The organism is Vibrio coralliilyticus ATCC BAA-450 (genome assembly GCF_000176135.1).
Lineage (GTDB): Bacteria > Pseudomonadota > Gammaproteobacteria > Enterobacterales > Vibrionaceae > Vibrio > Vibrio coralliilyticus.
Genome location: NZ_ACZN01000014.1, coordinates 138,890 through 164,043, shown reverse-complemented (window position 1 = coordinate 164,043; position 25,154 = coordinate 138,890). Strand labels below are relative to the sequence as shown.

Annotated in this window: 29 protein-coding genes and 2 pseudogenes; 24 read left to right on the top strand and 7 right to left on the bottom strand. The window is 48.0% G+C overall.

Annotated elements, in window-relative coordinates; all coding sequences use genetic code 11:
* Nucleotides 1-193: 193 nt before the first annotated feature.
* Nucleotides 194-2,941, bottom strand: coding sequence for a hypothetical protein (locus VIC_RS06330; RefSeq protein WP_006958558.1), 2,748 nt, complete (start codon nt 2,939-2,941; stop codon nt 194-196).
* Nucleotides 2,942-3,392: 451 nt separating this feature from the next.
* Between VIC_RS06330 and VIC_RS06325 the strand changes: the two genes are divergently transcribed.
* Entirely contained in the window at nt 3,393-4,361 is a 969-nt protein-coding gene (locus tag VIC_RS06325) for a hypothetical protein (protein WP_006958555.1), read from the top strand.
* 147 nt (nt 4,362-4,508) lie between these two features.
* Here VIC_RS06325 and VIC_RS06320 read toward each other — a convergent pair whose 3' ends face one another.
* Nucleotides 4,509-5,462, bottom strand: coding sequence for a LysR family transcriptional regulator (locus VIC_RS06320; protein ID WP_006958554.1), 954 nt, complete (start codon nt 5,460-5,462; stop codon nt 4,509-4,511).
* A 121-nt stretch (nt 5,463-5,583) separates the two neighbouring features.
* Here VIC_RS06320 and VIC_RS06315 point away from each other — a divergent pair, with 121 nt between their 5' ends.
* From VIC_RS06315 to VIC_RS06290, 6 genes are all read left to right on the top strand, one after another.
* Complete coding sequence (locus tag VIC_RS06315) at nt 5,584-6,270, top strand: DJ-1/PfpI family protein (protein WP_006958553.1); 687 nt, start codon at nt 5,584-5,586, stop codon at nt 6,268-6,270.
* A gap of 325 nt (nt 6,271-6,595) precedes the next feature.
* Complete coding sequence (locus VIC_RS06310) at nt 6,596-7,054, top strand: YiiD C-terminal domain-containing protein (protein ID WP_039951520.1); 459 nt, start codon at nt 6,596-6,598, stop codon at nt 7,052-7,054.
* An 88-nt stretch (nt 7,055-7,142) separates the two neighbouring features.
* Complete coding sequence (locus VIC_RS06305) at nt 7,143-7,670, top strand: GNAT family N-acetyltransferase (protein WP_050778597.1); 528 nt, start codon at nt 7,143-7,145, stop codon at nt 7,668-7,670.
* The gene (locus VIC_RS06300) at nt 7,663-8,220 is read left to right on the top strand and encodes a nucleotidyltransferase family protein (RefSeq protein WP_039951382.1); all 558 of its coding nucleotides are present in this window, start codon (nt 7,663-7,665) and stop codon (nt 8,218-8,220) included. The genes VIC_RS06305 and VIC_RS06300 overlap by 8 nt, the downstream gene beginning before the upstream one ends.
* A gap of 149 nt (nt 8,221-8,369) precedes the next feature.
* Nucleotides 8,370-8,729 carry a nucleotide pyrophosphohydrolase gene (locus VIC_RS06295; protein ID WP_039951518.1) on the top strand — a complete coding sequence of 120 codons (360 nt, stop codon included), beginning with the start codon at nt 8,370-8,372 and terminating at the stop codon, nt 8,727-8,729.
* A 93-nt stretch (nt 8,730-8,822) separates the two neighbouring features.
* Nucleotides 8,823-9,167 (top strand): 5-carboxymethyl-2-hydroxymuconate Delta-isomerase, encoded by a 345-nt coding sequence (locus tag VIC_RS06290; protein WP_006958548.1) that lies wholly within the window; start codon nt 8,823-8,825, stop codon nt 9,165-9,167.
* Between the two features lie 191 nt (nt 9,168-9,358).
* On the opposite strand, the gene VIC_RS06285 is transcribed toward VIC_RS06290, so the two are convergent.
* A complete protein-coding gene (locus VIC_RS06285) occupies nt 9,359-9,901 on the bottom strand; it encodes a helix-turn-helix transcriptional regulator (RefSeq protein ID WP_006958547.1) in 543 nt (180 codons plus the stop codon).
* Nucleotides 9,902-10,474: 573 nt separating this feature from the next.
* On the opposite strand from VIC_RS06285, the gene VIC_RS06275 reads away from it, so the two are divergent.
* From VIC_RS06275 to VIC_RS06255, 5 genes are all read left to right on the top strand, one after another.
* Nucleotides 10,475-10,726 carry a TIGR03643 family protein gene (locus tag VIC_RS06275; RefSeq protein ID WP_039951516.1) on the top strand — a complete coding sequence of 84 codons (252 nt, stop codon included), beginning with the start codon at nt 10,475-10,477 and terminating at the stop codon, nt 10,724-10,726.
* A 144-nt stretch (nt 10,727-10,870) separates the two neighbouring features.
* Nucleotides 10,871-11,323, top strand: coding sequence for a hypothetical protein (locus VIC_RS06270; RefSeq protein ID WP_039951379.1), 453 nt, complete (start codon nt 10,871-10,873; stop codon nt 11,321-11,323).
* Between the two features lie 122 nt (nt 11,324-11,445).
* Nucleotides 11,446-11,730, top strand: coding sequence for a MazG nucleotide pyrophosphohydrolase domain-containing protein (locus VIC_RS06265; RefSeq protein WP_006958545.1), 285 nt, complete (start codon nt 11,446-11,448; stop codon nt 11,728-11,730).
* Between the two features lie 193 nt (nt 11,731-11,923).
* A complete protein-coding gene (cyaB, locus tag VIC_RS06260; protein ID WP_039951377.1) occupies nt 11,924-12,472 on the top strand; it encodes a class IV adenylate cyclase in 549 nt (182 codons plus the stop codon).
* Nucleotides 12,473-12,918: 446 nt separating this feature from the next.
* Nucleotides 12,919-14,247 (top strand): ATP-binding protein, encoded by a 1,329-nt coding sequence (locus VIC_RS06255; RefSeq protein ID WP_006958543.1) that lies wholly within the window; start codon nt 12,919-12,921, stop codon nt 14,245-14,247.
* Nucleotides 14,248-14,873: 626 nt separating this feature from the next.
* On the opposite strand, the gene VIC_RS27175 is transcribed toward VIC_RS06255, so the two are convergent.
* Entirely contained in the window at nt 14,874-15,047 is a 174-nt protein-coding gene (locus VIC_RS27175; protein ID WP_330217464.1) for an integrase arm-type DNA-binding domain-containing protein, read from the bottom strand.
* Nucleotides 15,048-15,173: 126 nt separating this feature from the next.
* Between VIC_RS27175 and VIC_RS26135 the strand changes: the two genes are divergently transcribed.
* Nucleotides 15,174-15,581: a GFA family protein gene (locus tag VIC_RS26135; protein ID WP_080555906.1), complete on the top strand. Its 408-nt coding sequence runs from the start codon at nt 15,174-15,176 to the stop codon at nt 15,579-15,581.
* A gap of 246 nt (nt 15,582-15,827) precedes the next feature.
* Nucleotides 15,828-15,971: pseudogene (locus VIC_RS27245) on the top strand (hypothetical protein); the annotation flags it as partial.
* A 78-nt stretch (nt 15,972-16,049) separates the two neighbouring features.
* Here VIC_RS27245 and VIC_RS06250 read toward each other — a convergent pair.
* Nucleotides 16,050-16,772 carry an NAD(P)-dependent oxidoreductase gene (locus VIC_RS06250; protein ID WP_006958540.1) on the bottom strand — a complete coding sequence of 241 codons (723 nt, stop codon included), beginning with the start codon at nt 16,770-16,772 and terminating at the stop codon, nt 16,050-16,052.
* A 94-nt stretch (nt 16,773-16,866) separates the two neighbouring features.
* Between VIC_RS06250 and VIC_RS06245 the strand changes: the two genes are divergently transcribed.
* Complete coding sequence (locus VIC_RS06245; protein ID WP_006958539.1) at nt 16,867-17,766, top strand: LysR family transcriptional regulator; 900 nt, start codon at nt 16,867-16,869, stop codon at nt 17,764-17,766.
* Between the two features lie 36 nt (nt 17,767-17,802).
* Here the strand turns inward: VIC_RS06245 and VIC_RS06240 are convergent, their stop codons facing one another.
* Nucleotides 17,803-18,555, bottom strand: a complete 753-nt coding sequence (locus VIC_RS06240; protein WP_006958538.1) for an SDR family oxidoreductase — start codon at nt 18,553-18,555, stop codon at nt 17,803-17,805.
* A 107-nt stretch (nt 18,556-18,662) separates the two neighbouring features.
* Here VIC_RS06240 and VIC_RS06235 point away from each other — a divergent pair, with 107 nt between their 5' ends.
* The 6 genes and pseudogenes from VIC_RS06235 to VIC_RS06215 all read left to right on the top strand — a co-directional run bounded on the left by VIC_RS06235 (nt 18,663) and on the right by VIC_RS06215 (nt 22,305).
* Entirely contained in the window at nt 18,663-19,574 is a 912-nt protein-coding gene (locus tag VIC_RS06235) for a LysR family transcriptional regulator (protein WP_006958537.1), read from the top strand.
* 283 nt (nt 19,575-19,857) lie between these two features.
* Entirely contained in the window at nt 19,858-20,091 is a 234-nt protein-coding gene (gene vapB, locus VIC_RS06230; protein WP_039951375.1) for a type II toxin-antitoxin system VapB family antitoxin, read from the top strand.
* A gap of 170 nt (nt 20,092-20,261) precedes the next feature.
* A complete protein-coding gene (locus VIC_RS06225; protein WP_039951373.1) occupies nt 20,262-20,576 on the top strand; it encodes a type II toxin-antitoxin system RelE/ParE family toxin in 315 nt (104 codons plus the stop codon).
* Nucleotide 20,577: 1 nt separating this feature from the next.
* Nucleotides 20,578-20,892, top strand: coding sequence for a helix-turn-helix domain-containing protein (locus tag VIC_RS06220; protein WP_006958535.1), 315 nt, complete (start codon nt 20,578-20,580; stop codon nt 20,890-20,892).
* A 7-nt stretch (nt 20,893-20,899) separates the two neighbouring features.
* Nucleotides 20,900-21,433 (top strand): annotated as a pseudogene (locus VIC_RS26970) (hypothetical protein).
* Nucleotides 21,433-22,305: an SDR family oxidoreductase gene (locus VIC_RS06215; protein WP_006958533.1), complete on the top strand. Its 873-nt coding sequence runs from the start codon at nt 21,433-21,435 to the stop codon at nt 22,303-22,305. The pseudogene VIC_RS26970 and the gene VIC_RS06215 overlap by 1 nt, the downstream one beginning before the upstream one ends.
* Nucleotides 22,306-22,794: 489 nt before the next feature.
* Here the strand turns inward: VIC_RS06215 and VIC_RS06210 are convergent, their stop codons facing one another.
* Entirely contained in the window at nt 22,795-23,004 is a 210-nt protein-coding gene (locus VIC_RS06210) for a cold-shock protein (protein ID WP_006958532.1), read from the bottom strand.
* A gap of 659 nt (nt 23,005-23,663) precedes the next feature.
* Here VIC_RS06210 and VIC_RS06205 point away from each other — a divergent pair.
* From VIC_RS06205 to VIC_RS27110, 3 genes are read left to right on the top strand one after another with little or no spacing between them, the layout of a single operon-like run.
* A complete protein-coding gene (locus VIC_RS06205; protein WP_006958530.1) occupies nt 23,664-23,939 on the top strand; it encodes a helix-turn-helix domain-containing protein in 276 nt (91 codons plus the stop codon).
* A 14-nt stretch (nt 23,940-23,953) separates the two neighbouring features.
* Nucleotides 23,954-24,730, top strand: coding sequence for a type II toxin-antitoxin system HipA family toxin (locus VIC_RS25995; protein WP_269078193.1), 777 nt, complete (start codon nt 23,954-23,956; stop codon nt 24,728-24,730).
* Nucleotides 24,730-25,140, top strand: coding sequence for a HipA domain-containing protein (locus tag VIC_RS27110; protein WP_269078189.1), 411 nt, complete (start codon nt 24,730-24,732; stop codon nt 25,138-25,140). Before VIC_RS25995 ends, VIC_RS27110 begins: the two co-directional genes overlap by 1 nt.
* Nucleotides 25,141-25,154: the final 14 nt, after the last annotated feature.

The window sequence follows — 25,154 nt, the reverse complement described above, 5'->3', positions numbered from 1 at the left end:
GCCTCCCATTTCGCTTGTTAAGCCAAGTTCGTTCAAGGCTTCACAAACGTGAGAACACGCTGGTTGCATGTGTCCATCTGGACAGTTAGCCATGGTGGCGTTGAAGCGATCATCAGTGTAACGATTGACGACCACATCGCGACGCACCACTGCTTCTTATTGATACTAGGCCTACACTATCGAAACATACTGACTACTCGACCCAATAAGTCACTAGGAGTGCTTTGTTTTCCAACTCGCTTCCCTCCTCACTGAGGTCAAGTGTGTAACCCAATATTCCCCATGTAAACGGACGCAAGCCACTTTCGATATCTGCAGTATTAAGTTGAGGCACATTGCCGACAATCGTTGAGCTCTCTCCCGCAGACACCGTCTGACTGCTTGAGAGTGCGCCCCACCCGCCGTAAGACATTGAGGTGCCAAACTCGGCTTCAGCAAACAAAGGCACACCCACCTTACTTCCAAAGCCAGTCTCGACTGAGTTGCCGACCGTCTGGGTGAAGCCTTGGACATTGGCTGAGCCATCCGAGTAGTTAATGCTCATGAAATTGGTCGCCGTTCCTTGTCCTTGGTGCACTTCTGCCAAGTACGTTCCTTCCCCTTGATAGGTGATCACATCGCCCGTCTCTTGCATTTCCTGTATGGTTTGCAGCGCATCGTGTTTATTCATATAGCTGCCCGGCTCGCCACGGGTGTAGCCCAAGGCCGACTCCAATAGCGCACTATTAATGTATTGGTTGGTGAGGTCCTGGCTTTTCAAGTAATCCAGGGTGACCGATGCAAAACGCGACGGTCTTGGCACATCAATGACGAAATCCGCATCGCCAGAGATTGGCTTATCCATCTCGGTCGTTTTCACCACGGAATAGAAATAGTGATCCGCGGCGGCAACCGAAATAATGACAATTTCCTCGCCCAATGAGCCATTAAAACCAATACCAATCTCCTTGGCGCTTTCTTTCAAATACGATTGCGCATTTTCCTGGCCAATGCTTGTGGTGACACTGCTTTCAACGGTTGCCTGTCCGATGAATCCGCCTGCCGCCGAGACATTGAATCCAAAGTCACTGCCCCATCCCTGCACCGAGCCGATTTCCTCTGACGTTCCCGAGCTCTTCCCTAGCTCTAACGTGGTGCCTGACGCCGAGCTCGGATTGGTCTGCTCGGTATAGTACGGCACCGAGGCTAACATGGCGTATACCGTGGGCTCTGAGTAACGCAGTTCATGTCCTTCATACACCGCAAGATCTTCATCCGAATGATAATTCACCGCTTGCAAATCCAGATACGGATAGGCCTCACCCGCCACCAACTCGTCGTCAAAAATGGGGTGTGATGACGAAACGAACTGCGCGTCGTCATTGAACGCCAACGCGCGGTAGCGGTCGCCTAAAATGCGCCCACTGTGTTTATCAACCCAAACATAATAGAGCTCGGGAGCGTCGTTTTCTTTTGCGTTTTCATGCTGAAAGTTCGCCGCTTCCGCTTTTAGGACCGCATTTTGGGGTCTATCCGTGAGGCTTGTTTTGGTGGTGTGCACCGGCACCCCCTCGTCATTCACTTCTCTTTGAAAGACCTGGCCGTCGACCACCACCCATTCGCCTGATTCGGAGGCCTTCCACACCGTCATTTGGGGCCTGTAATCCATCGCATAAATTGGCGAGTCCCAATAATTGCGCGTGTAATGAGAGAGCGTGGCCCCATTTGGGTTCACTAAGTCGATGACCGCGGACTCCAGTACCATGGACTCCCAGCGACTTGCGTACGAATAGTGCCCGGTCACGGCAATTTCGTAAGCGCCACCAGGCCGCAGCTGCGCCAGCTTGACGTCGGTGGGAATAATATGACGATTGTGCTCCGCCGTGGGGTTAAAATAAGGGTCATAGACGTACAGTTCATTGCTGCCGATGATCATCTCGACGTGGTCATTGTCGTATCGATACAGCTCATAACGCCCTCGCACATTTTCATTGGTGTTATTGTAGGATTCTTGAGCACTGTACATGGCTACGATTTCAAGACCAGGCACCCCATCGATGTCTTTTGCATCCATCGATAGATTCCACGATCTCAAATTGTACTCACTGCCATCGGGTGACCACGGATTGTGTTGATTGACCCATGTCCACGTGTGGGTAGACGCGTCATATCGGTAGAGGTCGATGGCGCCATTGTAGGCGACGATGACCTCATCTTTGATATTGTCTCCATTGAAATCCCCTCCGATGGCCTGCACAAACGAGTTGTTCTTATTCCAAGTGCGGCTCGGATTGGCAAACCCACCGAAGCTGTCCAAAGAAGCGCCATGCTCGATGTATCGTGATGACCCCACCTGAGACACAGAGAGCGGCTCTTCGACACCATCGGCGTTCACATCCACCACCGCGGTCGTCGACAGCGCCCCGGAGAAGCGATGTGGCAATCGTGCCGAATTCGGCTCTCCGGACGTAAAGAGGTAAGGTGTGCTACCTTGATTGAACAAGAGCTCGTCAGTATCGGAGGTTCTGAAATATTCTTTCCCATCGACGTTCACCATTTGGTCCATCAACGGATGGTATTCGCTGTTTGCCGGCGCGCCCTTTTGTGAGATATCCAACGGGGTCGGATCGTGATCCAGATGCATGGCCAGCTCTTGAACGATGCGGTCAGATTGAGCGGTACTTTCAGAGCCCGAGTACGCTGCAAATCGCGAGGAGTCCGGCGCGGCGCGATCCCTCGTACGAAGCAGTTTGCCGCTGTTTAACAGCGGGTACTCGACGGTCCCGTCATCATGAACCATGGTATAGATGTCTTTTCGATCGAAGTTGTAGCTGCCATCCGCTTTACGTTCAGACACCAGTTGAGGATCCACCTGGTTTAGAAAGTCCTGCTCCGTTTGGAGTGCATACGCTGACGATGTCACGATGGATGTGACGGCGACCGCTATCAGTGATGTTTTCATGTTAAATTCTTAAGCCTCATTATGTTGTTTGTTCGCTTGCCAACAGACCCATGTCGATTGGATGGCGGGCATCATATTCAACAACATTCATTAGCAACATATCATTGAGAGTAAGAATTTCTTTAAGTGGTATATGCACTCATATTTATATAAACACCACCCCTGCAATAACCCTTCGTTTGAAAGAGCTCGGCTTCACACACTGGGCGGCCTGGGCCCTTGGCAGCGTCCTACGTGCACTCTGGGCCGGCCATATTGATGTGATGGGTCTGCGTGCCCTTGCCAGCGCGACTTTTTGTGGCGGCGCATGCCTTCCCTAAGATGCCCCACATTTTCCATGGCTTTCACCGAGCCTCTGCGCGTGTTACCCCTTACGCTAGTTCCCATATACAGCTCATTGTTTGTGGTATTGAGCCCCCCTTAACGTCGCTGCGTCATGGAGAATACATCGATGAATAGAAACCTCGTTTGGTTCCGCGATCAGGCCATCACTGCAACCAAAATAAAGAAGCTCGCCGCGGATGAATATCTGATCAGCAACAAACCCTTTAGTAAGAAATCCGCAAACCCTGGCTTGTCGCAGGTATTAACGGAGATCCGGCGGCTGCGGCTGCAAACTGAACCTCAGCTCGCCGGAGACCCCACCCGTTTCGATGTCGGTAGTGGCACCTTTGAGGTCACGGAATACGAGGCCAATATTGAAGATTGTCGTCAGGCCGACGAAGGGGAAGACGTGAGCGCTACGGTGCTATCAAAAGCAACCATCGACCAACTCACAGAAGAAGGTGACATCACCCCACAGATCAATCCTCGAAACATCAAACGAGGCTCACTGAGAGTGACCATTAATTTTACGCCCAAGCGCGACAGTATTGTCGATGAAGATCAGGTCCGCATTGCTTTGGTACAAACCAGTCGTCCTATCCGAATAGAAGACAATAAAGTCACCTTCATGTCCTCTGGTGAACGCCAACTCAACCGTATGACGCAAGACACGGCCATGGGCTATTATCTTGACCGACGCTGTACAGCAGAAAACCCTATCTATGGCGCCCTAGATCTGGCTGATGACACCTCCACATTGATGGCCTCACTTTCCACGAATGCGTGTGAGATCGCTTATGGCGAAGCCTTGGCAAGTTTAAACGACATGCCTTGTCGTTATGTGCCGGCTCACGGCACCATCAGCCACGAATTTGAAACGGCCGCGATCGAAATTCGTGAACAAGAAGGCAAAATATCCATGCGCCACCTTGGCTCACTGACCTGGGGATACAAAATTGTCCGAGGGGTTATCTCGCCGCTCAAATTGGGCATCTTTAAACCCGGAAAGGTGACACCGCAATTTCTTGAAGCCATGGAAAAGTGGAATGATCAAGCGGCGTTAAGACGCAATCCACACACCAACATCACGCTGTAATGCGATCGAAGACATGGGTTGTTGACCTCAGATTAACGGGAGGTATTAGGCTAGGTCGGATGACAGTACCTGTATGAGTCAGGGAGGAACCTCGCCTAACCTCGTCATTTCAGGAGGATCCTTAACGCTTGGCATTTTTGCTATGTATTACATTTGGGGGGCGGCGAACGCGTCGAGATTGCTGACCCAAGTGCGACGAGGGCTTTCGCCTTGAGCTTGTATAGATTCGATGACAAAATCGACAAACAGCTTAACCCTGAGGGGCACATGTTCACGGCGGTGATAGAGTATATAGACACCTTCATCTCGCGGACGAAAGCTTGGAAACAGGGGCGTTATCTCCCCCGCTTTTATCCAGTCACGAGCAATGAAATGCGGAATTTGGGTTAAGCCAAGGCCCTGAGCACAAAGCTCTGCCATTGATTCCCCGTCATTGACCACCATGTTTTGGGCTATGTCAGGTAGTTTTGCTTCGTCGCTCGGGGCCAGTTTCAGTCCTAACAATCTTCCTGTTTGTTTAAAGCGAAAGCGTATCCAAGAATGGTGATGAAATTCATGTGGTCCCCTTGGGGCTCCGTGTTGATTGAGGTAGTCGTGACTTGCACAAATCAAATAGTCGATAGGGCTCAGTTGACGCGCGATCAGTTGTGAGTCTTGGACTGACCCTGAACGAATCGAGACATCAATGCCATGCTCGATCATATCTAGGTAAGCGTCATCAAACTGAATCTCTAGGGCGATGTTAGGGTACAACTGACGAAAATTTGCGAGTAAGGGCTGGATGTACCTTCGCCCATAAGACACCGGTAGGTTCACCTTCAATGTCCCTGATGGAAGGCGATTAGATTGTTGCAATGCTTCTTCACAGGCACTGAGTTCATCGAGCACCAATCGCGCCGTCCGAGCGTATTGATGACCTGCTGAGGTTAGATTGAGCTGGCGTGTGGAGCGTTGAAATAGCTGGATCCCTAGCTCTGACTCTAACCGATGCAGCGCCTTACTCACCGTGGATGGATCAGTGCCATACTTTTTCGCGGCGGCCGCAAAGCTTCCTCGCTCTAACGTCGCAACAAAAAAGCGTAAAGTACGTATCTTATCCATTCCTACGCCCTCATTATTCATGAATTTAGTTCACTATAGACGAGCCAGCAAAGCACTTCAATCATGAATCAGGTTCGATAAGATAGAGCGAACTCTTTCAGTCTAATTACGAGGTGAAACAATGTTTAATGGTCAACTGAAGCGCCGCACTATTGCTCTATCAACACTTATTCTCGGGCTTGTTACTCTGACGCCGACCGTCTCCGCTGCCGATAAGACCATTGGTATTCTGGTTTACGATGGTGTGCTTACCTCCGATGTGACCGCTCCCCTCGAGGTGTTTGGCGTCGCCAGTCGATTAACTTGGTTTAGTGATTATGACGTCGTGACGATTTCTGTGACGAACACGCACACCGTCACCACCGAAGAAGGATTAAAAATCGGTGTAGATACCTGGATCGGGGAAGCGCCCCCATTAGATGTCCTGATACTGACATCAAGCTATGACATGGACCCCCTGATCAACAATCGAAGCTTGATTGAATACGTCGCCTCCACAGCAAAACAGGCTGAATGGATGGCAAGCAATTGCTCTGGTGCCTATCTGTTAGCCGAAGCCGGCGTATTGGATGGAAAACAAGCCACAACATGGGCAGGGGGCGAGCGTGATTTCCAAAGTGACTACCCAAAAGTTAACGTGCTGCGCGACAAAAACTACGTCATTGATGATAAGGTACTGACGTCGAACGGCAGTCTAGTGAGCTACCAAGCGGCTCTCAAATTATTAAATTTGATGAGCTCTCCCTCGAAAGCGGAAGAAGTGGCTGATGCATTGCAATACTCTCGTTTTTCAAGCCAAGCTTTCTAATAATAAGAAGTGAGCGGACCTTTAAGAAAAAGGAAACTCGGTAGGTGCGGGATGTTGGGGGTGCCAATGCGGCACTCCCAACGTGCCGATATCTCGACAATGTCTATCGTCGTCTCGGTCAGCAACGCGCGCCCCCGGTTTTTCCCTGAGGTGCGGAAGCTTTCAGAACATGAACTTCTTGAAATGCCTGATTGCCATGCATTTTTGAGATCATCGATAGCCCTCCCCTTTTACGTTTTGCCTTTAAAGTGGTATACAGGAGTTTCGGCAGTGTGCTGTTCGTCCCTTAATGGGGTGGTAAGTGAATGTCACTGGAGATCACAACTTGAAAGAACACGAACTCGAATCCTATTTGCATGCACAAATCCCCGCTTCCAAGGCATTAAAGATGGGGGTTACGAGTTGCAGCCAACAAAAGATAGAACTGTCGGCGCCTCTTGAGCCTAATATCAACCATAAGAATACGGCCTTTGGCGGAAGCCTTTCTGTCATCGCCATCTTAGCCGGTTGGTCATTGGTTTACATGCGCTTAAATGGTGTTCACAATGAAATCGTTATTCAGGAAAGTGCCATGACCTATTTGAAGCCAGCACATGGCCCATTTACGGCCACCAGCTTTTATAAAGACAGCACGGACTGGTCGACGTTTCATCGTGCTTTTGCTCGACGTGGCCGCGGACGCATTAGCGTCAGCAGTGATATTCTTTGTGGAGATGAGGTCGTGGCCACTTTCCAAGGTACCTATGTGGCGTTTAATAAAGAGTTCACCGCACACGGCGCTTAACGCCGATCCTCGGTGTATGGTGTTTATGGTGAAAGGCTTGCCCTTGCTCACCCCTTAATCGGTCGTTCGCCTTCTGAATGGAGAATAAATGGAATTATGCAAAGCTTCAGATGAGGCACATTGGGAATTAGCTTCGAATATGTTACTCGAAGTTGTCGAGCGCTGTAATGCCCGTCAAGTCCCCCTGTGGACGCACGAACAAGTGCAGATCACCGCCTTAAAAGCCGCATACTCGTTAGACAGCTTGTACTTTCTCAAACATGGGGGCGAGTATGTGGGGTGTGTATTTCTCTCCCTTGGCGCCGATGACTTCTGGAAAGAGCTGCCCATCGATTCAAACAGTTTATTTTTTCACAAACTCGCGCTTATCGATGCTTCTAGCGCCCAAGGGTTGGGCTCGTTGGCGTTATCTGAAATCTTGTCACTCGCGGAGCAATGGAACTGCGAATGGTTACGGTGTGATTGTCATGGTGGCCGAGTGCGTCTGCGCCATTTTTATGAGCAATTTGGTTTTGAGTTTGTCGATAGACAAGAAATGTATGGTTTTGACGTCGCTCGATACCAAATCAAGGTGTTGAACACCGCTCCACAATGTTTAGTAAGTCAAGATGCTTAAACAAAAGCTCCGGCATCTGATCCAGCAAGTTCCTGAGTTAATGGAAACCGCCGAAGCGTGTCGTGACGTCGGGTTACCACATTTCTATATCGCGGGCGGTGCCATTACTCAAGTCATCTGGAATAGCCTCATCAATGAGCCGCTTCTCGCTCAAGTGAAAGACGTTGATGTTGTCTACTTTGATCGCTCTGCGCTCACCTCTGAAGCGGCGTTTAAACGTCGTATTCGTTCGCGGTTAACGCATAACATCGACATTGATGTCAAAAACCAAGCCATCATACATGAGCGTTATGCGAAGAAGTTTGGTTGCGCCATCGAGCCATATGAGTGTGTCGAGCAAGGTATCGAATCTTGGCTATCCGCTTTCGCGATTGGCTTTACTCTTGATAAGTCAGGCCACCCTCGCTTCTTTTCGCCCTACGGATTGGAAGACGCCTTTGCTATGTTGATTAAGCCGAACAAGCAAGCTATGACCGAAGCGAACTACGACAAAATGACCGCTGGCTATAAGGCTAGGTGGCAGACAATACAGGTGCTCTCTTGGCGTTGATCGACAACAAACGATGCAAGCGGGTGGCTTTTTTTGTTGTCCGAAGGTTGACCATTGAACTGGGCTTCGGCGGCGTCGACATGCCCGTACTTACCCGTTAACCGGGTGTCAGTATTTGCAATCACACTCGATACATTGAGAGGAATATGATGAGAAAATCCGTTTATGTGGCCGGGAGCTTCAAGAGCCTGGAACAAATGCAGGCGGTACGCGACACGCTACTCGACGCAGGTATTCAAACAACGATGTCAGAGCCTTCGCCACACAATGGTATCGACGGTTGCTTGCAGCGCATCCGTGAAGCTGACGTCACCTACATTCTAAATTTCAACGGTTACCTTGGCAAAAGTGTTGCTATGGACATAGGCTATGCACTTGGGCTGGGAAAGCCAGTCTACGCGCTAGAGCCGATTTCAGACCCTGATATTACGCATTTGTTGGACAAGATCGTCACCCCCGACGACATCATTGCAGAACTGGGCGACACAGACCCACAACACGTGGCATGATGATCAGGCGTTGAGCATATCAAGGTGGCCGGCGGCGGCTTGCCTAACGCGGCTCAGAGAAGATGAGCCATACCACCCTAGTAAGGAGGAGTGATGCCCCATTTTGTTCTCGATTGTTCAGACAGTATTTTAGCTGTTCACGATGAAGCGTATATTCTCGAACAGATGTTTTTGGTGACGCACGCGACTGGGTTGTTTGATGCCAATGACATCAAGATCAGAATCAACCCTTTCCAACAATACTCAGTGGGTAATAAGCGAGAAGCGTTTATTCATGTGTTTGCGTCTATCATGCAAGGGAGAACGACGGAGGAGAAGGCGAGGCTCTCTCAGCAAGTCGTGTCCACACTGGTCACCTTGTTTCCGAAGGTTCCCAACATCGCGATGAACATCAGTGACTTTGAACAAGCGACGTATTGTAATCGTACCATGCTGTAGAACACTACCAATCAAGCCTTCAATTGAGTAAGGCCAGTGCCAGTTTGGGTTTCGTGTCTGCGACGCCCAAGTTCAGGCATGATGGGTGGGTTGCACACACCTTTACACCGTGTGAAGCAAAAAAAAACCGCCATTGACATGGCGGCGAGTTCAAATTTAATAACCTATGGTTGTTATTATAAGTAAATCGGCTAACTAGCCAATAATTGATTTGTAATGGATTTTATCTCTTCCAGTTCATTACGGTTTCTTATTTTTAGCGATGTGTTTATTTTAGATGTAATTCTTGCATTCTGCGCTAATTCGTTTTCAATAATCCTTTTAGAACTTAACCACTCTGAGACTTCAGCCCAATCATATAGCGGAGTCTTGCCCGATACTCTTAAATAAGGACAGGGGAAAGTACCATCTCCTCTTCGACCCGTACTGTATTTTGATAGAGCAGAACGAGTCATATCAGACAATTCTGCAGCATCTGATAGCCCTATATACTGGCCTGCATCTATACTAATAACCACCAATTTTGTGATTTTTTCGATTTGCTTTATGGCTGAAAGAGTAGCTTCCATATAACTGATGGACTCTCTATCAAAATCTAAAAGCACTGCATTGTTCCTCATGACAACGATACAATCATCAACACCGGCATCAATCAAGTCGTCTCCAATCTCTACAATGGGATCTTGGTATTCTTCTATACCCTTTGCTATGAGGGTAAACTCGTAATATTTCATATTGTTACTCCTGCTAGTTTGCAACGGGATAAGCTGAAAAGGTAGCCGCAAATTTATGCGGCTTTCGGTATCTACTCTTAGCAGCTTAGCTTCACAATAGCACGAGCGTACTGTTTAGCTTTTCCTGTTGGGTTTTTCGGTGTCGAATCAATGCGAACTTCGCATAAACAATTCCGGTGGTTGGCTGCCGTTTTAGTGCAACGCAACACGCCTTTACAATGACGCGTTCCTTTTGGTACCCAATCCCAACCATTTTTGACAGCATCAACAATGACATCATTAATGTCTTTATTAGGGTGGTACTTCGCGATCCATTGTCTCCCATAGTTTGTATTGAAAATTGAACTCAAAAACGAGCTGCCAATTAGCAACTCCGTCTACAATTGTAGACAAACTCTCCCCATGCGTCCACAGGTGTGGACAATCTTACTAGGCGAACAGGCAAAACTGACGCCCTACACTTAGCCTTTTCCATTCATGGTTACGCTTAACGGGCACCAGGGATACGTGGTCTTTGAACCGATCCGCCGATTCCCTCGTAGAAGAATGCTTTTCAGCGAGATGGGATTTGACATGGAACTGAGCCCGGAGATAGAGTCCAGAATCATAGAAATGGCCTGGGAAGATCGCACGCCCTTTGAGGCCATCGAATCGCAATTTGGTTTGAATGAATCCAAAGTGATTCTGTTAATGCGTGGACGGCTCAAGCCGAGCAGTTTTAAATTGTGGCGTGCGCGTGTGTCGGGTCGTAAAACCAAGCACAAGAAATTGCGACGTTCAGACGTCATGAGAGGTTATTGTCCTACCCAGTATAAGCCGCGATAATACCCAGCACCCCACAAGACATGGCCGTGTGCTCCACAGCGTTGGGCGCCCTTTGCTTAGCCTGCCTCGTGTGGGTAGCCCAACGGTTTAGATACAGCGTCAGCCATAGGCACACCTTAATTTGACGTGATGCAAAGAGAACAGATGGATAACTACGTAGATATTTGGTTTTTGGTGACCGCAGCGGTTTTTGTTCTTAGCGTGCTATCGGCGCTGGGGATCGGGTGCTGGGGTAAAAGCAATCCCGCCTTATTCGGACTGACTGGGGTGGCATTTTTAAGCGGGATACTGTTTTTCTCCCAGACGGACCAAATCAGAACGATACTGGCCGAAGAGCTTCATCCATCCAGTTTTGTTATTGAGTCCGATGCCGATATTGACGACACTCAATTACTGGATGCGCTCACCCACAAAAGGTATGTCACCACCAATAGAACACGGCCCTTGTCTAAGCGCAAAGTCAGGATCGCGGGTAAGCATGGTGAAATCGAGTTACTCGTTGCCGAAGATTCCGACAATAGGCATATCTTCTGGGTGTATTATCCCAAATACCGGTACAGCCGTATCAATGAAATTGGCAAGGTCCGCCTTCGCTGAAATGTACATGCCAAGCGGTAACACGTTTGGTCTGTTGCAATTCATTGTTAGAATTGACGTCACCTCTCTTGCATCTTAACGTGGCGTTAGACGCAGCTAATGGAAAACGTAAATAGGAAATTATGAAGTTATCTGAGTTACAAAGTCATATCAAAATGTTCGACCATGCTCCGGAATTACCAGACCATTACTTCCTCAAATTAGTCGAAGAAATGGGGGAATTGTCAGAATCGATTCGCCATGGAAAACGGGGTCAACCCAGTTTAGAGGATCTTAAGGGCTCCATTGCCGAAGAGTTATATGATGTCCTGTATTATGTTTGCGCGTTGGCCAATATCTATGAGGTGGATCTTGAGCAAACTCATGAACTCAAGGAAGTACTAAACAAGGTGAAGTACAACCGTTAACCCCTATTCCCGGCACGAGGCGTGTCAGGTCGATACCCAACGACGGGCACTCTGCATTCCACCTTGGGTGTCGTCGTTACAACGCAGAGATGGAGGTGACGTGATAACCTAACCCACACCTTAATGCGTTGTTTTGCCTGAACGCCTGTTTCTCTCCTGTGGTAACATTCTCATTTTGCTTGGGGACCACCACATGAACAATGAGCATTTTCAAGGTCAATACGAGGTCGAGCTTAAGTATCGCCTAGCGTCGAAGGCAGCTTTCCTGGGCATCCTGGAAAACATACCCCATGAGGTTATGGTAGAGGACAATCTGGAATCCGATTGGTATTTTGATACCCCAGACCAAGCCTTGTCCCAGCAGAACAAAAGTGTCTGTATTCGGACCATGCAGCCCTCGGGCATCCAACTTTGGATCGTGAAAGGCCCAGAAGCAGACCGATGCGAGGCCACCAATATCACCGATGCCACCAAGGCAAGAAGTATGCTTGAAACCATAGGGTACGAAATAGTCTTAAAGGCGACCAAAACTCGCAGCATTTATTTCGTCGGTCAGTTTCACATCACGGTCGACACGTTAGACGGCATTGGGGATTTTGCCGAGTTTGCCATCATGACAGACGAGGAATCGATGTTAGTGACTTATAAGTCACAGCTTGAAGCGCTCGCCTGCCAGTTTGGACTGACAGAGTCAGCCTTGCAGACAAAATCCTACAAACAGATGTACGCGGAAAATCAATAAGTATGACGGCCCTTAGCCTTTGGTTTCACGTACTCGGCAGAAACATCGCTCCCCGCGCTGAATCGGCATCAGGGGTGCCTCTACAGTTTGGAGTTCATCACATTGGTTCAAATGTACGGTTGTCGAAATTCCACTTTAAGAGCACTGTCATGAGTTGACGAGAACCAATTGTTAGTCATATCACATCCCTTGAGATTGTGAATGCTGCGTCCAAATCTGTAGAGTAGATCAGAGACCGTTTTAGCTTGAACACGATACTTTCACATTGATGGTGATGAGCCTTTCACCTGATGAATCGCACCTTTTTAGTGAGTCACTTTCCTTTTTATGCGCATAAAAAGAAACAAAATCACACTTTAATGCGCGTAAAAATGTAATAAGTTGTTTTTTATTGCGCATTATAGTGTAATGCAACACTGACGATACATTGCCAAAAGAGTGATTGGATGAAACGTACGCTGCTTGATCACCTGCTCGCTTGGAAGAGCAAGAAGATTAGAAAGCCTTTATTGATTGATGGCGCTAGACAAACAGGGAAAACGTTCTTATTGCAAGAACTGCTCGGAAAAACGTTTGAAAACGTGCTAAGAATTGACTTCTTGGAAAGCCCAGAGTTCATGGACGCTTTCTCTGGATCGCTATCTCCGAATGACATTATCACCAATATTGAACTGCTTACAGGAAACGTCTTCAATCCTTCCACCGATCTGCTCATCCTTGATGAGATCGGAGAGTGTCCAAGAGCAGTGACGGCGCTTAAGTACTTTGCCGAAAAAGCCCCTGAAGCTTATGTTGCAGCGAGTGGCTCCAACATCGGCTTACTCACGTCTTTTCCTGTGGGCAAGGTCGAACAGCACAACTTAAGGCCTTTGACCTTTAAAGAATTTGTCTGGGCATCAGGTGAAAATGCACTGCAGAACGCTTTTGAAAGACAACTGAACTCACCAGCCGCACACACCAAACTGTTCGATCTTCTTACCGATTACTACTTCGTGGGCGGTATGCCTGAAGCCGTTCGCTCCTGGTTCGAACATTCTGAACTTAGCGTCATTGAGCGTCTTGAAGCGGTCTCGGAGGTACATAAAAACTTAATCGAAGGTTACATGCGTGACTTTGGAAAATACTCTGGAAAAGTCGATGCACAGTTAATTGAGTCCGTTTTTCGAAGCATTCCAGCCCAACTTTCATCAGTCTATGACGACTCCGTGAAGCGTTTTAAATTCAAAGGGGTCCATGAACGCAAATCGCGTTATGCTGAATATGAAAGCGCCATCGCCTGGCTTCATAAATGCAGACTCGCTTTAAAAAATCACCCAATAGAAGGGCAACCAAGAACTCCAATGGCGGCCTATCAGAAGGAAAACACGGTCAAACTCTTCCTGTTTGATGTCGGGCTACTTAACCATATGCTGGGCACTGGTTATCGTGAAATCAAGCAACAAGGTTATGAGTATAAAGGCTATGTCGCGGAAAATTATGTTCAACAAGAAATCGCAGCACTCGGCATTGAGCCTAGCTTTTCTTGGGGGGATGCCCGCGCAGAAATCGAGTTCATCGTTACTGATGATCTCGGCCGCGTCATTCCCGTTGAAGTGAAAAGTGGCAAACGCACACGAGCCAAATCATTGCAATCGTATATCGAGAAGTGCCGCCCTCACAAAACGATTAAGCTTACGGGGACTCAAGGCTCGCCAGCTACTGAGACCAAACATATTGTGATGCCTCTGTACTACACCGAATACTTACCTGAGCACCTAAAGGGGAGCAATGAGTAGGATTACGCCCCTTTTTGTATGGTAGGGATCAGGGGAAATCACCGCCGCCACGGCCAATCTGATTCACCAGCGACCAGTCCAGTCTGCTGACGTACAATCCGTTGTCTACCGAGCGCTTTCTTAGCGTTGTTAAAATGCGTAGGCACAAAGCACGCATTGCATGGGTTTTATCGGCTGTAATCTTGGGGCAGAAGAGCATCGCCTGAATGTTCCGCCAGATAGCTGAGTGCGTCAATCACTCGGAGGGGGGTTAACAAGTTGTCTTCATGACATGGGTCGAGTTCGAATGTGGTGGTGCTCAATAAGGAGGATACGGACTACAAGTGGTGCAGTTTCGACGAAGCCTTAACGCTCGCCTCCTTTCCCAATCAGCATGCCGTGTTTCAGCACGTGTGGTCGCACTTTGTTCAATGGCCCGTGAGTGCACTCTATCGGGCCAATGTCTGTCAACTCCTTAAAAAGGAACGTTTTGTTCGTTTTTTCATAGCGTTCAAATAAAATGAACACTTTAAATTAATGAACACATTTCAATCTTAGTAGGGATGGAGCATCTCCCATTCGTGGGAGACTAACGAAAATTACGGTTTTTTCGCGGGCTGACGCTAATGTCATATCAGGAAAAACGCCTAGCCCAATGTCTTTCTCTTCTTTGTTGTTGGGTGTATGTAATTGAATATCCATGACTTAGTTCCATTTGGTTTTACTCGAAGCCGGAGTCCGTTGCCATCACCTAGTGAGTATTCTCGATCTTTAGGTTTACTGACCTGGATAGGGAACAAAGGTTGGGGGATTCTCGCCATTTCTCTCTTCCGTGTATTTGGTGGGGCATTGAGCGTTTGAATCGGCGTCCGTGTTTAAGGCACAATGGTTGCTCTCAACTGCATGCGGCTGTAGCCACATCTAGATTTAGACATTATGGAACCAAAATGTACAAAGGAAGTTGTTTATGTGGCTCAATCCAATTCGAGCTACACGGTGGAATTACCGCCCCCATCTATTGCCACTGCTCTCGATGCCGAAAAGCAAGTGGTAGCGCCTTTGCCACTAATGGGTATGTGAATACGTCGGAACTCCAACTGACTGATGAAAAAGGCACGCTGACCTATTACGAGAGCAGTGTTGGAAAACGGAAGTACTTTTGTTCGACATGCGGTGCGCCAATCTACAGCTCAAATTCGGCCACCCCGGACAAAGTGAGGATCCGTCTCGGCGCTATCGACAGTGACATCACCGAAAGGCCCATTTCACACAACTTCATCACCTCAAAAGGCAACTGGGAAGAGCTCGACACAACGCTGCCAAGGTATGAAGGGCACGAACCCTCAAGAAAATAGTGGCCGCCCTTTGGCCTAACCATCGGCTGAAAAGGACATTCAGCCCTATTATGTTGGGCTTGTGACAGAGGGATGCTCAAGTCTTATGGCTGGCGTTGCTCACCACTTAGCAGTCCGTTATCGAGCAGGAGCCCGAAGATGCACGGTGTCATGAATACGACAAAATGGAATGAGCTATGGGCAGCGATGTGTACCCTGCATCCTCGTCCACGATGGTGAACGCGTGAAGTAGACAGTGGTTATGTTTCCGACTGGGACAGAGACTGGTTTTACCATTTTAGGGCCTCCGGTTTTCACACCATTGAATGGGTAGAAATCACGACAGCCCCCCCCCTCTCAGCACCAGTCCGTCAAAACCGTGTTACGCAAAATCCATGTGCCTGCCGATGAGCTGGACAGTGGCTTTAAAATATACGGGTATATTTCTGATGCTAAGTATGTTGACTATCTTTGAGTGATTCGTCTGCGTTACGGATTGTTGTACAAGACGGGCATGTCCTGTTTCCATCGGCTCCACGTTTGAGGCGAACCAACCAATTCGATCATAAAGTGCGCAACATTGATACGGCTGCTCTTCCTCGGGGCAAACAGCGGGTCACACGTGGGCGATGGATGAACCGAAAACTCGGTCTTGAATGGGTGATCCTCTAAGCTGTCAGGCCTGACGGCGACCCACTCCAAATACGGGGAAGCATCGCCCACCTGGTCTTGCAGGTATCGGGCGGCCTCTTCATTGTCCACATGGGGCGGGAGGAGTTGCCTGACGAGCTGGATCACCATGCGATGTCGCCACGACACGACCTCCCCTCTTCGTCGATTTTGAAAGCCCGTCGTACTCATCAACACCAACTTGATCGGCTGCAATGGTTTGAGTTGGGCCACCGCTTGGCATATCCGTTTGATCGTGTCTGAGACCAGTTTTCTAGGCTGGCCGTAAATGCCGTTCAACGTCAAATTGTGTCCCAAACAGCAAATGACCGCTTCACACTCGCGCAGATGGCCCATGAGTTGTGCCTCTGACAAATCCAATACGTTGGACACCACGATGTCCAACGACTCACAAGCGATCAGGTCCCTGTCCACGCGCTCTAGCGCGCGCACGACGACTTTAACGCGGTCACCCCGCGAGAGTAGCTCTCTAACCACGAGCCGTCCGGTTGCCCCGGTCGCACCTAAAACCAACACTGCCATAACCTGCCTCGAATAAAACCATTGTGCTGACACTATATCCATGCATATAGTTAATAGTAATTACTGAAAAATGCATAAAGGCATACAAATTTGTATGAACTGGACAGCCATTTCGTTCGATTGGAACCGAACCCGCGCCTTTTTGGCGACAGCTGAGCTTGGCAGCTTGTCGGCGGCCGCACACTCTTTGAATGTGACCCAACCGACCCTAAGCCGCCAGGTTTCCGCCCTAGAGCAAGAGCTTGGTGTGGCACTTTTTGAGCGCTCAGCGCAGAAATTAACTCTCACGCGCAGTGGTATAGAATTGCTTCATATCGCGCGCGAAATGGGCGATGTGGCGCACAAGTTTTCGATGGTGGCCAGTGGTCAATCAGAAGATCTGAACGGCGTGGTGGCCCTATCCGTCTGTCAGCTTGATGCGATGTATCGGTTGCCTCCGATCCTGGCTAAGTTGAGACGAGTCGAGCCCAAACTGTCCATTGACCTGGTCGTCACAAACCAGGTCAGTGATCTCAAACGCAGGGATGCCGATATCGCGCTCCGCAGCGTGCAACCCACTCAGCCAAGTCTCATCGCAAAGAAGCTCGGCGAAGAACGGGTGTCTTTGTACGGCACCAGAGCGTACCTGACACCGTTTCTCGAGGCCCAATCCATTGAGGATGTCCCCGAACTGCAAATCATCGGCTTTGGCCACAACGGGCCCATTATGACGCAATTTTCCCATCAAGGCTGGTCGTTGAACGAGAAAAACTTCAAGCTTTCTACCGACTTTCAGCCTGCGCAACTCGCGCTGTGCAAACAACATTTGGGTGTCATGTATCTGCCAGAGGACATTGCAGCACAAGAGCCACAACTGATGCGAGCGCCGGACGGTTTGTTTCCAACCATGCAGCTCCCACTGTGGCTCGTCTGTCATGAGGAACTCAAAACGAACAGACGGGTTCGCCGCGTGTTTGATCTCTTAGCGAAGGAGTTGGCCATCCTCGACGAATGACCGTCCCCTCTCACTGGATGGACAGCACCACACCATTTACAAACAATAACCGCCGTCAACGGTGATGTGGGCCCCTCGCAGCGCGAGTGAACTTGAGCTGGTGAGAAATTCAAGACTCGACAGCATTTCCGTCGGCTCTAGCATTCGGCCTAAAGGCAAATTCGCTAAGCTTGCGTTAAGCTCGTCAATTTGATGTTCGCTCATGCCTGCCTTACTTTGGATCTCGGTGGCCGTCACGCCCGGTCTGAGGTAGTTGATCCGGACGCCTTGGGGAGCCAGTTCCAGATTCAAAACGTTCGCGTACGCTTCGAAGGCCGCTTTACTGGCGCTGTAGCTCGACGCGGTTGGAAAGGCTCGCTCGACGACAATACTTGAAACATAGACCACGCTGCAGGGATCATTGAGGACAGGCAGTAAGGCTTGAAGAAGCATCGCTGGGCCGGTGAAATTCACCGACATCGTTGTCATCAGCTCACTCTGTGTGGTTTCGCTAAAGTGCCCGGGGTGAAATACTCCCGCATTCAAAATCACCGCGTCGAGTGTGCCGACGTTGTGGCGAATGTCAGACACAAGTGTTGGGTAATGCTGGGCGTTCGCATTGTCACACAATAGGCCAAGTATCTGATCCGGCGAATGGGCGTCATCGCGTAGCCTCGCGGTGGCGCTGGCAATTCTCTCTTGATCACGGCCGGTAAACACCACGCGCCAACCTTGTTTGACGTACTGTTTTGCCGCTTCAAAACCAATACCTGAGGTTGCGCCTGTGATTAAAATCGTTTGAAAAGACATGGTATTCCTTACCCTCCATTTATTTGGTTGCTTCAGAATACCAATTCGTATTAAATCTAATTAGATACCAAAAATGAACTTTATATGTTCCCAAAGAGAAACAATCTGTGGCCTTTCATAAACAGTTAGAAAACTTATACCTCTTTCATCTGGTCGCGTTGAGTGGCAGTTTTCAAGGGGCGGCGGACAAAGTCGGACTGCCACGCTCATCGGTCAGCAAACGCATTGCGAAGCTTGAGCAAACGCTGAACCTTCGCTTGCTTGAACGCAGCACGCGAAAGCTATCGTTAACACAAAGTGGCCATGAACTGCTCAAAAGCACCGAGCCGCTTCAACAGGTACTGCACCATACGGAAACGCTCAGCGAACAAGTTCATGCACGGCCACAGGGCAAAGTCCGCATTGGCTGCTCAACGCTGATGGCCCATCGACTCTTGATCCCGCACATTCATGCGCTTAGCGATACCTATCCCGATATTTGCTTTGACTTCAATCTCACAGACGAAGTCGTTGATCTCATCGATAACCACGTTGATATTGCCATTCGTATTGGCCATTTACCGGACTCCTCGCTGCTGGCGCGACAGATTGGTGAAAAAACCTTTGGTTGGTATGCCAGTCCAGCGTATCTGGCTCAAAATGGCGCACCGGAGTCGCCGGAGTCGCTGCTTCACCATCGCTGTCTGGTGTTTAAAAATAAGGCGGTGACGCTGGATAATTGGGTCTTTGTGCATCCCAATGGTGGCGTCAATGCGATCAACGTCACCCCGGCGATGATCAGTGACGACGCGAGAGGCCTCGTGCAACTTGCCACCTTAGGACAAGGGATCATCATGGTCGACCCTGCCTTCATCGACCAAGAACTACGTTCAAACGAGTTAGCCCCTGTTTTAACCGACTACACGCACCCGGATAAACAGCCGATCCATTTGGTGTGTTTAGGCAAGAAAGGGCGTAGCCGCGCAGTCACCTGTGTATGGGAAGCGCTTAGCGAGCACTTACTCATCGCTCCAAAGTAGAAAACGTGACCGTTCTAGCGAGCCATCTAAAGGAATGGAGCGCGTCGGCCTCCCAGCGGCGTAAGTTGTGGTTGTACTCCAATTCTTTTCAGACCGACATATTTGGATGATTATTCGCTAAAACCGTTGTGGTATGAGGAGTGATTAACTAATTTAGAGCACAATCGACACTTGAACGGTTATCGAACGTCAGTAAACCGGTTCATGGCCGACATTTCGCCGCGATCCTCATTCATAAACTTGGAGCGACCAATACAAACATATTCCTAACAGAGAGGGTGTTATGAGAACAGTTTCTATTTTTAGAAATGGTAAGAATCAAACGATACGCTTGCCAAAGGACTTTGAGTTTGACGGAGTTAACGAGCTCGAAATACACAAAGAGGGAGATGTGATTACTTTACGTCCAGTTCGGCCCGATTGGCTTTCATTTGGCAACCAAGAAGAGGCTAATGATGACTTCATGGCAAACCGAGAAGATGGGATAACGGACGAAGGACGATTCAATTTTGATTAAGAAAATCAATAATTTTTAGATACGTATCTTTGCTCATTCATTCTGCGTAAGCAACCTATTACTATACGACATAGGCTTCAAAATGTGGTCGGTAAACAACATCGCGTCCACCTCACTACCAATAAATTCAGACAGAGCAACGACATTCGACCCAATAGCGTTCGCCATAAATCTTCAAAGAATGGTTTTCTGGATTAGATGAAACGGACCAAATAGAGGTTCGCGCCTGTATCGACGTCCTAAGGGAATACGGACCCACTTTACGACGGCCTCGTGTTGGCAAGATAAACGGATCTGCACATCCGAATATGAAAGAATTAGTTGTTCAAAGTCAGGGGAATCCAATAAGGATATTCTTTGCCTTTGACCCGAATCGAACGGGCATCCTTCTCTGTGGAGGGGATAAATCAAATCAGAAGCGGTTTTATAAAGAACAGAGCAAGATCGCAGACAAGGAATACAGCGACCATTTGAAAGGAGAGTAACATGACGAGCAAAACTGGCACTTTAGCAGAATTAGATGCGCTTATGTCACCAGAAGCGCTTGCTAAGGCGAAGCACAGAGCAAAAGACATGCTTCTTGGAATGCAACTGGCTCAACTTCGTGAAAGTCTAGGGCTAACGCAAAGTGATGTCGCGAAGATCATGGGGCTCACCCAACCGACTATTTCAAGCATGGAGTCGAACGGGCTAAACTTGAAGGTGGAAACGGTCGAGCGCTATATTGCTGCGTGTGGAGGGCATCACACTACGATTCAAGCGACTCTACCTGGTGGTGAACGCATCGAAATGGCGTTGTAACTGCCGCCTGATACTTCAATCCTATTTCACTATGGCGATTAAATCACTGAAAGCGCAACGAAAGCAGAAAGAGTTGAATTGGAGTGGATTACAAATCATGGTAACCGCCATTTTGACCTTAGATGTGATTGGTGGCGTTCTCACAAGCTCACTCGGCTCTATGAAGCGGTACCTTTATCTAATCACAACTTAGATGTGAATTGGCTTGGGAGACTGGTCGGAAGCAAATTGCTCTTCCCGGCAACCCATTTTCAATTATTTTTGGTGCCGCTGTGTTTTGACATCGTATGGTCCTATGCTTTCTTTTGGTATAGCATGATGATTGTCTCCATTGTCATCCCCTTTATACCTGCAGCGCCCTGTCGCGTTGTTGATCGTCATGCTATCGATCATTGTTGCTCAGATTATCCCCTCTCCTGCGGGTCTTGAGTGGTTGACGCCCATTTTCATGATTAAGCTCGTGCTCTCTCACGGCGTCAGAGAAGAGCCGTACCGCCTAACACTCACAGAGTCATTCGTCATAAAGATAAGGAAAGTATGATGACAAGACCGAATAGGGTTTTAGTTGTGGGAGCCACAGGCTATTTAGGTCTGCACATCGTGAAGCAATTACAGAGGCGCGGTCAGGGCTTTGTTGCGCTGGCGCGCAACAAACAAAAGTTACTCGCGAACGGTGTCCATGACTCTCAGATTTTTGAGGCGCAAGTGACCGACCCTCAACAGCTTGAGGGGGTTTGCGATGGGATCGATGTGGTGATCTCTTGCTTGGGGATCACTCGTCAGCAAGATGGCTTGAAGTACATGGATATCGATTACCAAGCCAACCTGAATATCTTACTTGAAGCAGAAAAATCAGGCGTCGAGAAATTTATTTATATTTCAGCGTTCAATGCGCCGACCTATTTCAATGTTCGCCTGCTGAGAGCCAAAGAAAGATTTGCTTCCCGCCTGCTCGACTCAGAACAGTTACAACCCTGCGTGATTCGACCCAATGGCTTCTTTTCAGATTTGGAAGCCATCTATCACATGGCCACCAAAGGCCGTGTTTATCAGTTTGGCGCGTCAGCAATGAAATTAAACCCCATTCACGGTGAAGATCTCGCGACATTTTGCCTTGAAGCTATCCCGTCGAATCAAAAAGAACTCGACGTAGGGGGACCTGAAATACTCACCACGACTGAGATTGCACAGTTGGCTTTTGAAGCGCAGTGTAAAAACGTGCGTATTGTCCGGCTGCCCGATTGTCTGAGGCGTGTCATTTTACGTTTAATGAACCATCTACCTGAAAAATGGGGAGGCCCTGCGGAGTTTTTCTTAACGGTGATGGGTAAGGATTCTATCGCTCCCGTGTATGGCGAGCATAAAATTAGGGATCATTATGCCGCTTTGTTTACCGCGGTGAATAAGCCATGACGCAGTGACGAAAAATAGGATTGCCAATTGGCAACCCTTTACACACAACTTATTCAGGTTGATAAGATTTTTTAGTGTTTGATTCACACTTTCTCAACTTAAACCAGATCTTCTTTCTACCGTGATATCTCAAAGAAATTCCTCCAAAACAACACCAATCTGACCATTAGCAATCCTTTGGAGGAAGCTATTCATCTTTGTTTTTTTATTTATTGAATTTTCTTTATTTTGAATAGATTTGTGTTTATTAATTCTATTCTCTGTATTAACTATTTGATTAGACATATTATGCCCCTTTATAAAATTATAACTAAGGTGCACTGAACATAAGTATTATTTTTAGGATAGGGAATTAAGGAGAGTACAGAGAGAAACTTGCTAGGTATGACGCTGGAAAACTATCTTTATATTTTATCTTGATAACAACTCTTTGTCAGAGCAACTGCCTCGCCACACGTCTGACAAGGCAGTGTAAATTCAATTGTAAGACTAAATAGTCGTTACATTTTCTGCTTGAAGGCCTTTAGGACCTTTACCTACGGTAAAAGAGACCTTATCGCCTTCAACAAGCTTCTTAAAGCCATCGCCTAAAATGCTTCTGAAATGCACAAACAAATCATCGCCATTTGCTTGAGAAATAAAACCGAAACCTTTAGTTTCGTTGAACCACTTTACTGTACCAATTACTTGATTAGACATATTATGCCCCTTTATAAAATTAAGGTGCACTGAACATAGGTATTATTTTTAGGATAGAGCATTAAGGAGAGTACAGAGAGAAACTTGCTAGGTATGACGCTGGAAAACTTTCTTTATATTTTATCTTGAAACAACTCTTTGTCAGAGCAAGGGCCACTATACAGACTAATTTAAATAAAGATACTTTTATTTAAATTAATCTTCATATCACCTCTTCACGCTTATGCTATCGCAAAGGTCCATCTTGATTCCGGTGTTTTCTGAAACAGACTTCTGTCGCAAGCCTCCGTTGGTAGCCTGTGATTGAGCCATCAATACAACGTTTTCCTCACGGCTAAAACGCACTTTTGCCCCAATGTATTCGAAAGAAATTACAATCATGCCTTACCCTAAGCCGCGTTGTTGGAGCAGAAGATGGATAGCCTGCCTTTTCTCATATCTAACTCTAATGCCACACGGCTCGTAGATTGACCTGAAGAATGCCAGCTTTTTCTTTTATTTTGCCACTATGATGACAAATAAAGCCAAGGTAATCGATTTTCTGTCACCATAATATCAATTATAACATGCCAGAGTGATGATTTTTGTCATTGGTGCCAAAGAAACTATAATCAACTGCACCCGTATTTGTTACAATAGTAGCAATTTGGGAAGCATGTATGTTATCTCTTTATACCGCTTATGATTTGCAGCTGGAACTCAAAGAGTTCATCAAGTCCGCTCGGAAAAAAGACAAACTCAGTGTTCAGAAAATGGCCGAACTCTCTGGTGTGCCTTACGCGACGATCAGAAAATTTGAGTCTACGGGCAACATCTCATTGCGCCAGTTTCTCACGCTTTATGAGACCGTCTGTGACTTGAAAAAAATGAAAGCCCTGACAAAGCCGTCTGAGCCTGAATTTAAATCCATCGAGGATGTGCTTCGACATGCTTAAATCCCCCCTGAACACTGAGCACTGGTGAAAAGGTCCTAGTCGGCAAGCTCGCTGAAAATAGTCAGCAAAGCTTCTTTCAATTTGATGAGGCGTATTTAGACGCTCACTCGACCTCCTTGGCTCCGTTTAATTTAAAGCCAGATACCAGCTTGCAAGTGGCGCCTAAAAGTCCGCATTACGGTATCCATGGGGTGTTTGCAGACAGTCTCCCTGATGGTTGGGGCCTTTATCTGATGGATCGTGTATTTAGACAAAACGATCATCACCCAAAGGAAGTGACCGCCCTGGAGCGATTGGCTTACCTGGGTGACCGAGGCATGGGCGCCTTGAGCTACGAGCCTGAATTAGATTTCCTTGATGAGACCAAGGAGTCGGTCGATATCATTACCCTTGGTCGAGCAGCGATTGAAGAGTTTGAAGGCACCGAGTCTGCTTTGCTTGAGCACTTGATGAAGACAGGTGGATCGGGTGGTGCCAGACCCAAAATGAACGTGACACGTTTATCGAATGGGCAATATTCAACATCAGATAACGCACTAGGAACCAAGCTTATCGTAAAGCTGACATCTGAAAAGTTTGACTTGAAGCACTCTGAGTCCTTAGTCGAATATTGCTATATGCAGATGGCGCGTCATGTCGGTATAGCGGTGCCTGACTTCAATTTAATTGATGCGGGTCATGGACGATTTTGGCTAGAGCAGGAACGATTTGATTGCACCAAGCAGGGCGGTCGGCTCCATATGATTGCTGCGTGCGGGTTGTTAGATGCCCCGTTTCGAGAGCCTTTTTAGTGAAAGCGACGCGCATCATGTGCAGTATCACAGAGTCTCAGAAGCTCATAAAGCGCGGCCTGTTTAATTATCTAACGATTAACCAAGATGACCACAGTAAGAATTTCAGTTTTCTAGCCAGTGATGCCGATAACTGGACGCTGTCGCCTTTCTACGACATTGTTTACAGCCCTAGCCCTTACAAAGAACACATGACGGCTTTTGGTGGGAATGGTCGAACGCCTAAGCACGTACTAGACCAGTTAGCGGCTCAATCTGGGTTGTCATCAAAGAAAGCGATCATGGTGATGGCTGAGGAAATATTCGACGCAACACGCTCGTTCAGCCATGAGGCCAAACACCTGGGCTTATCACCAAATCTCATCAAAGAGATTAATAAGGGGATGGTGGAAAACTATAAGACTCTGTGAATACACAATCGCCG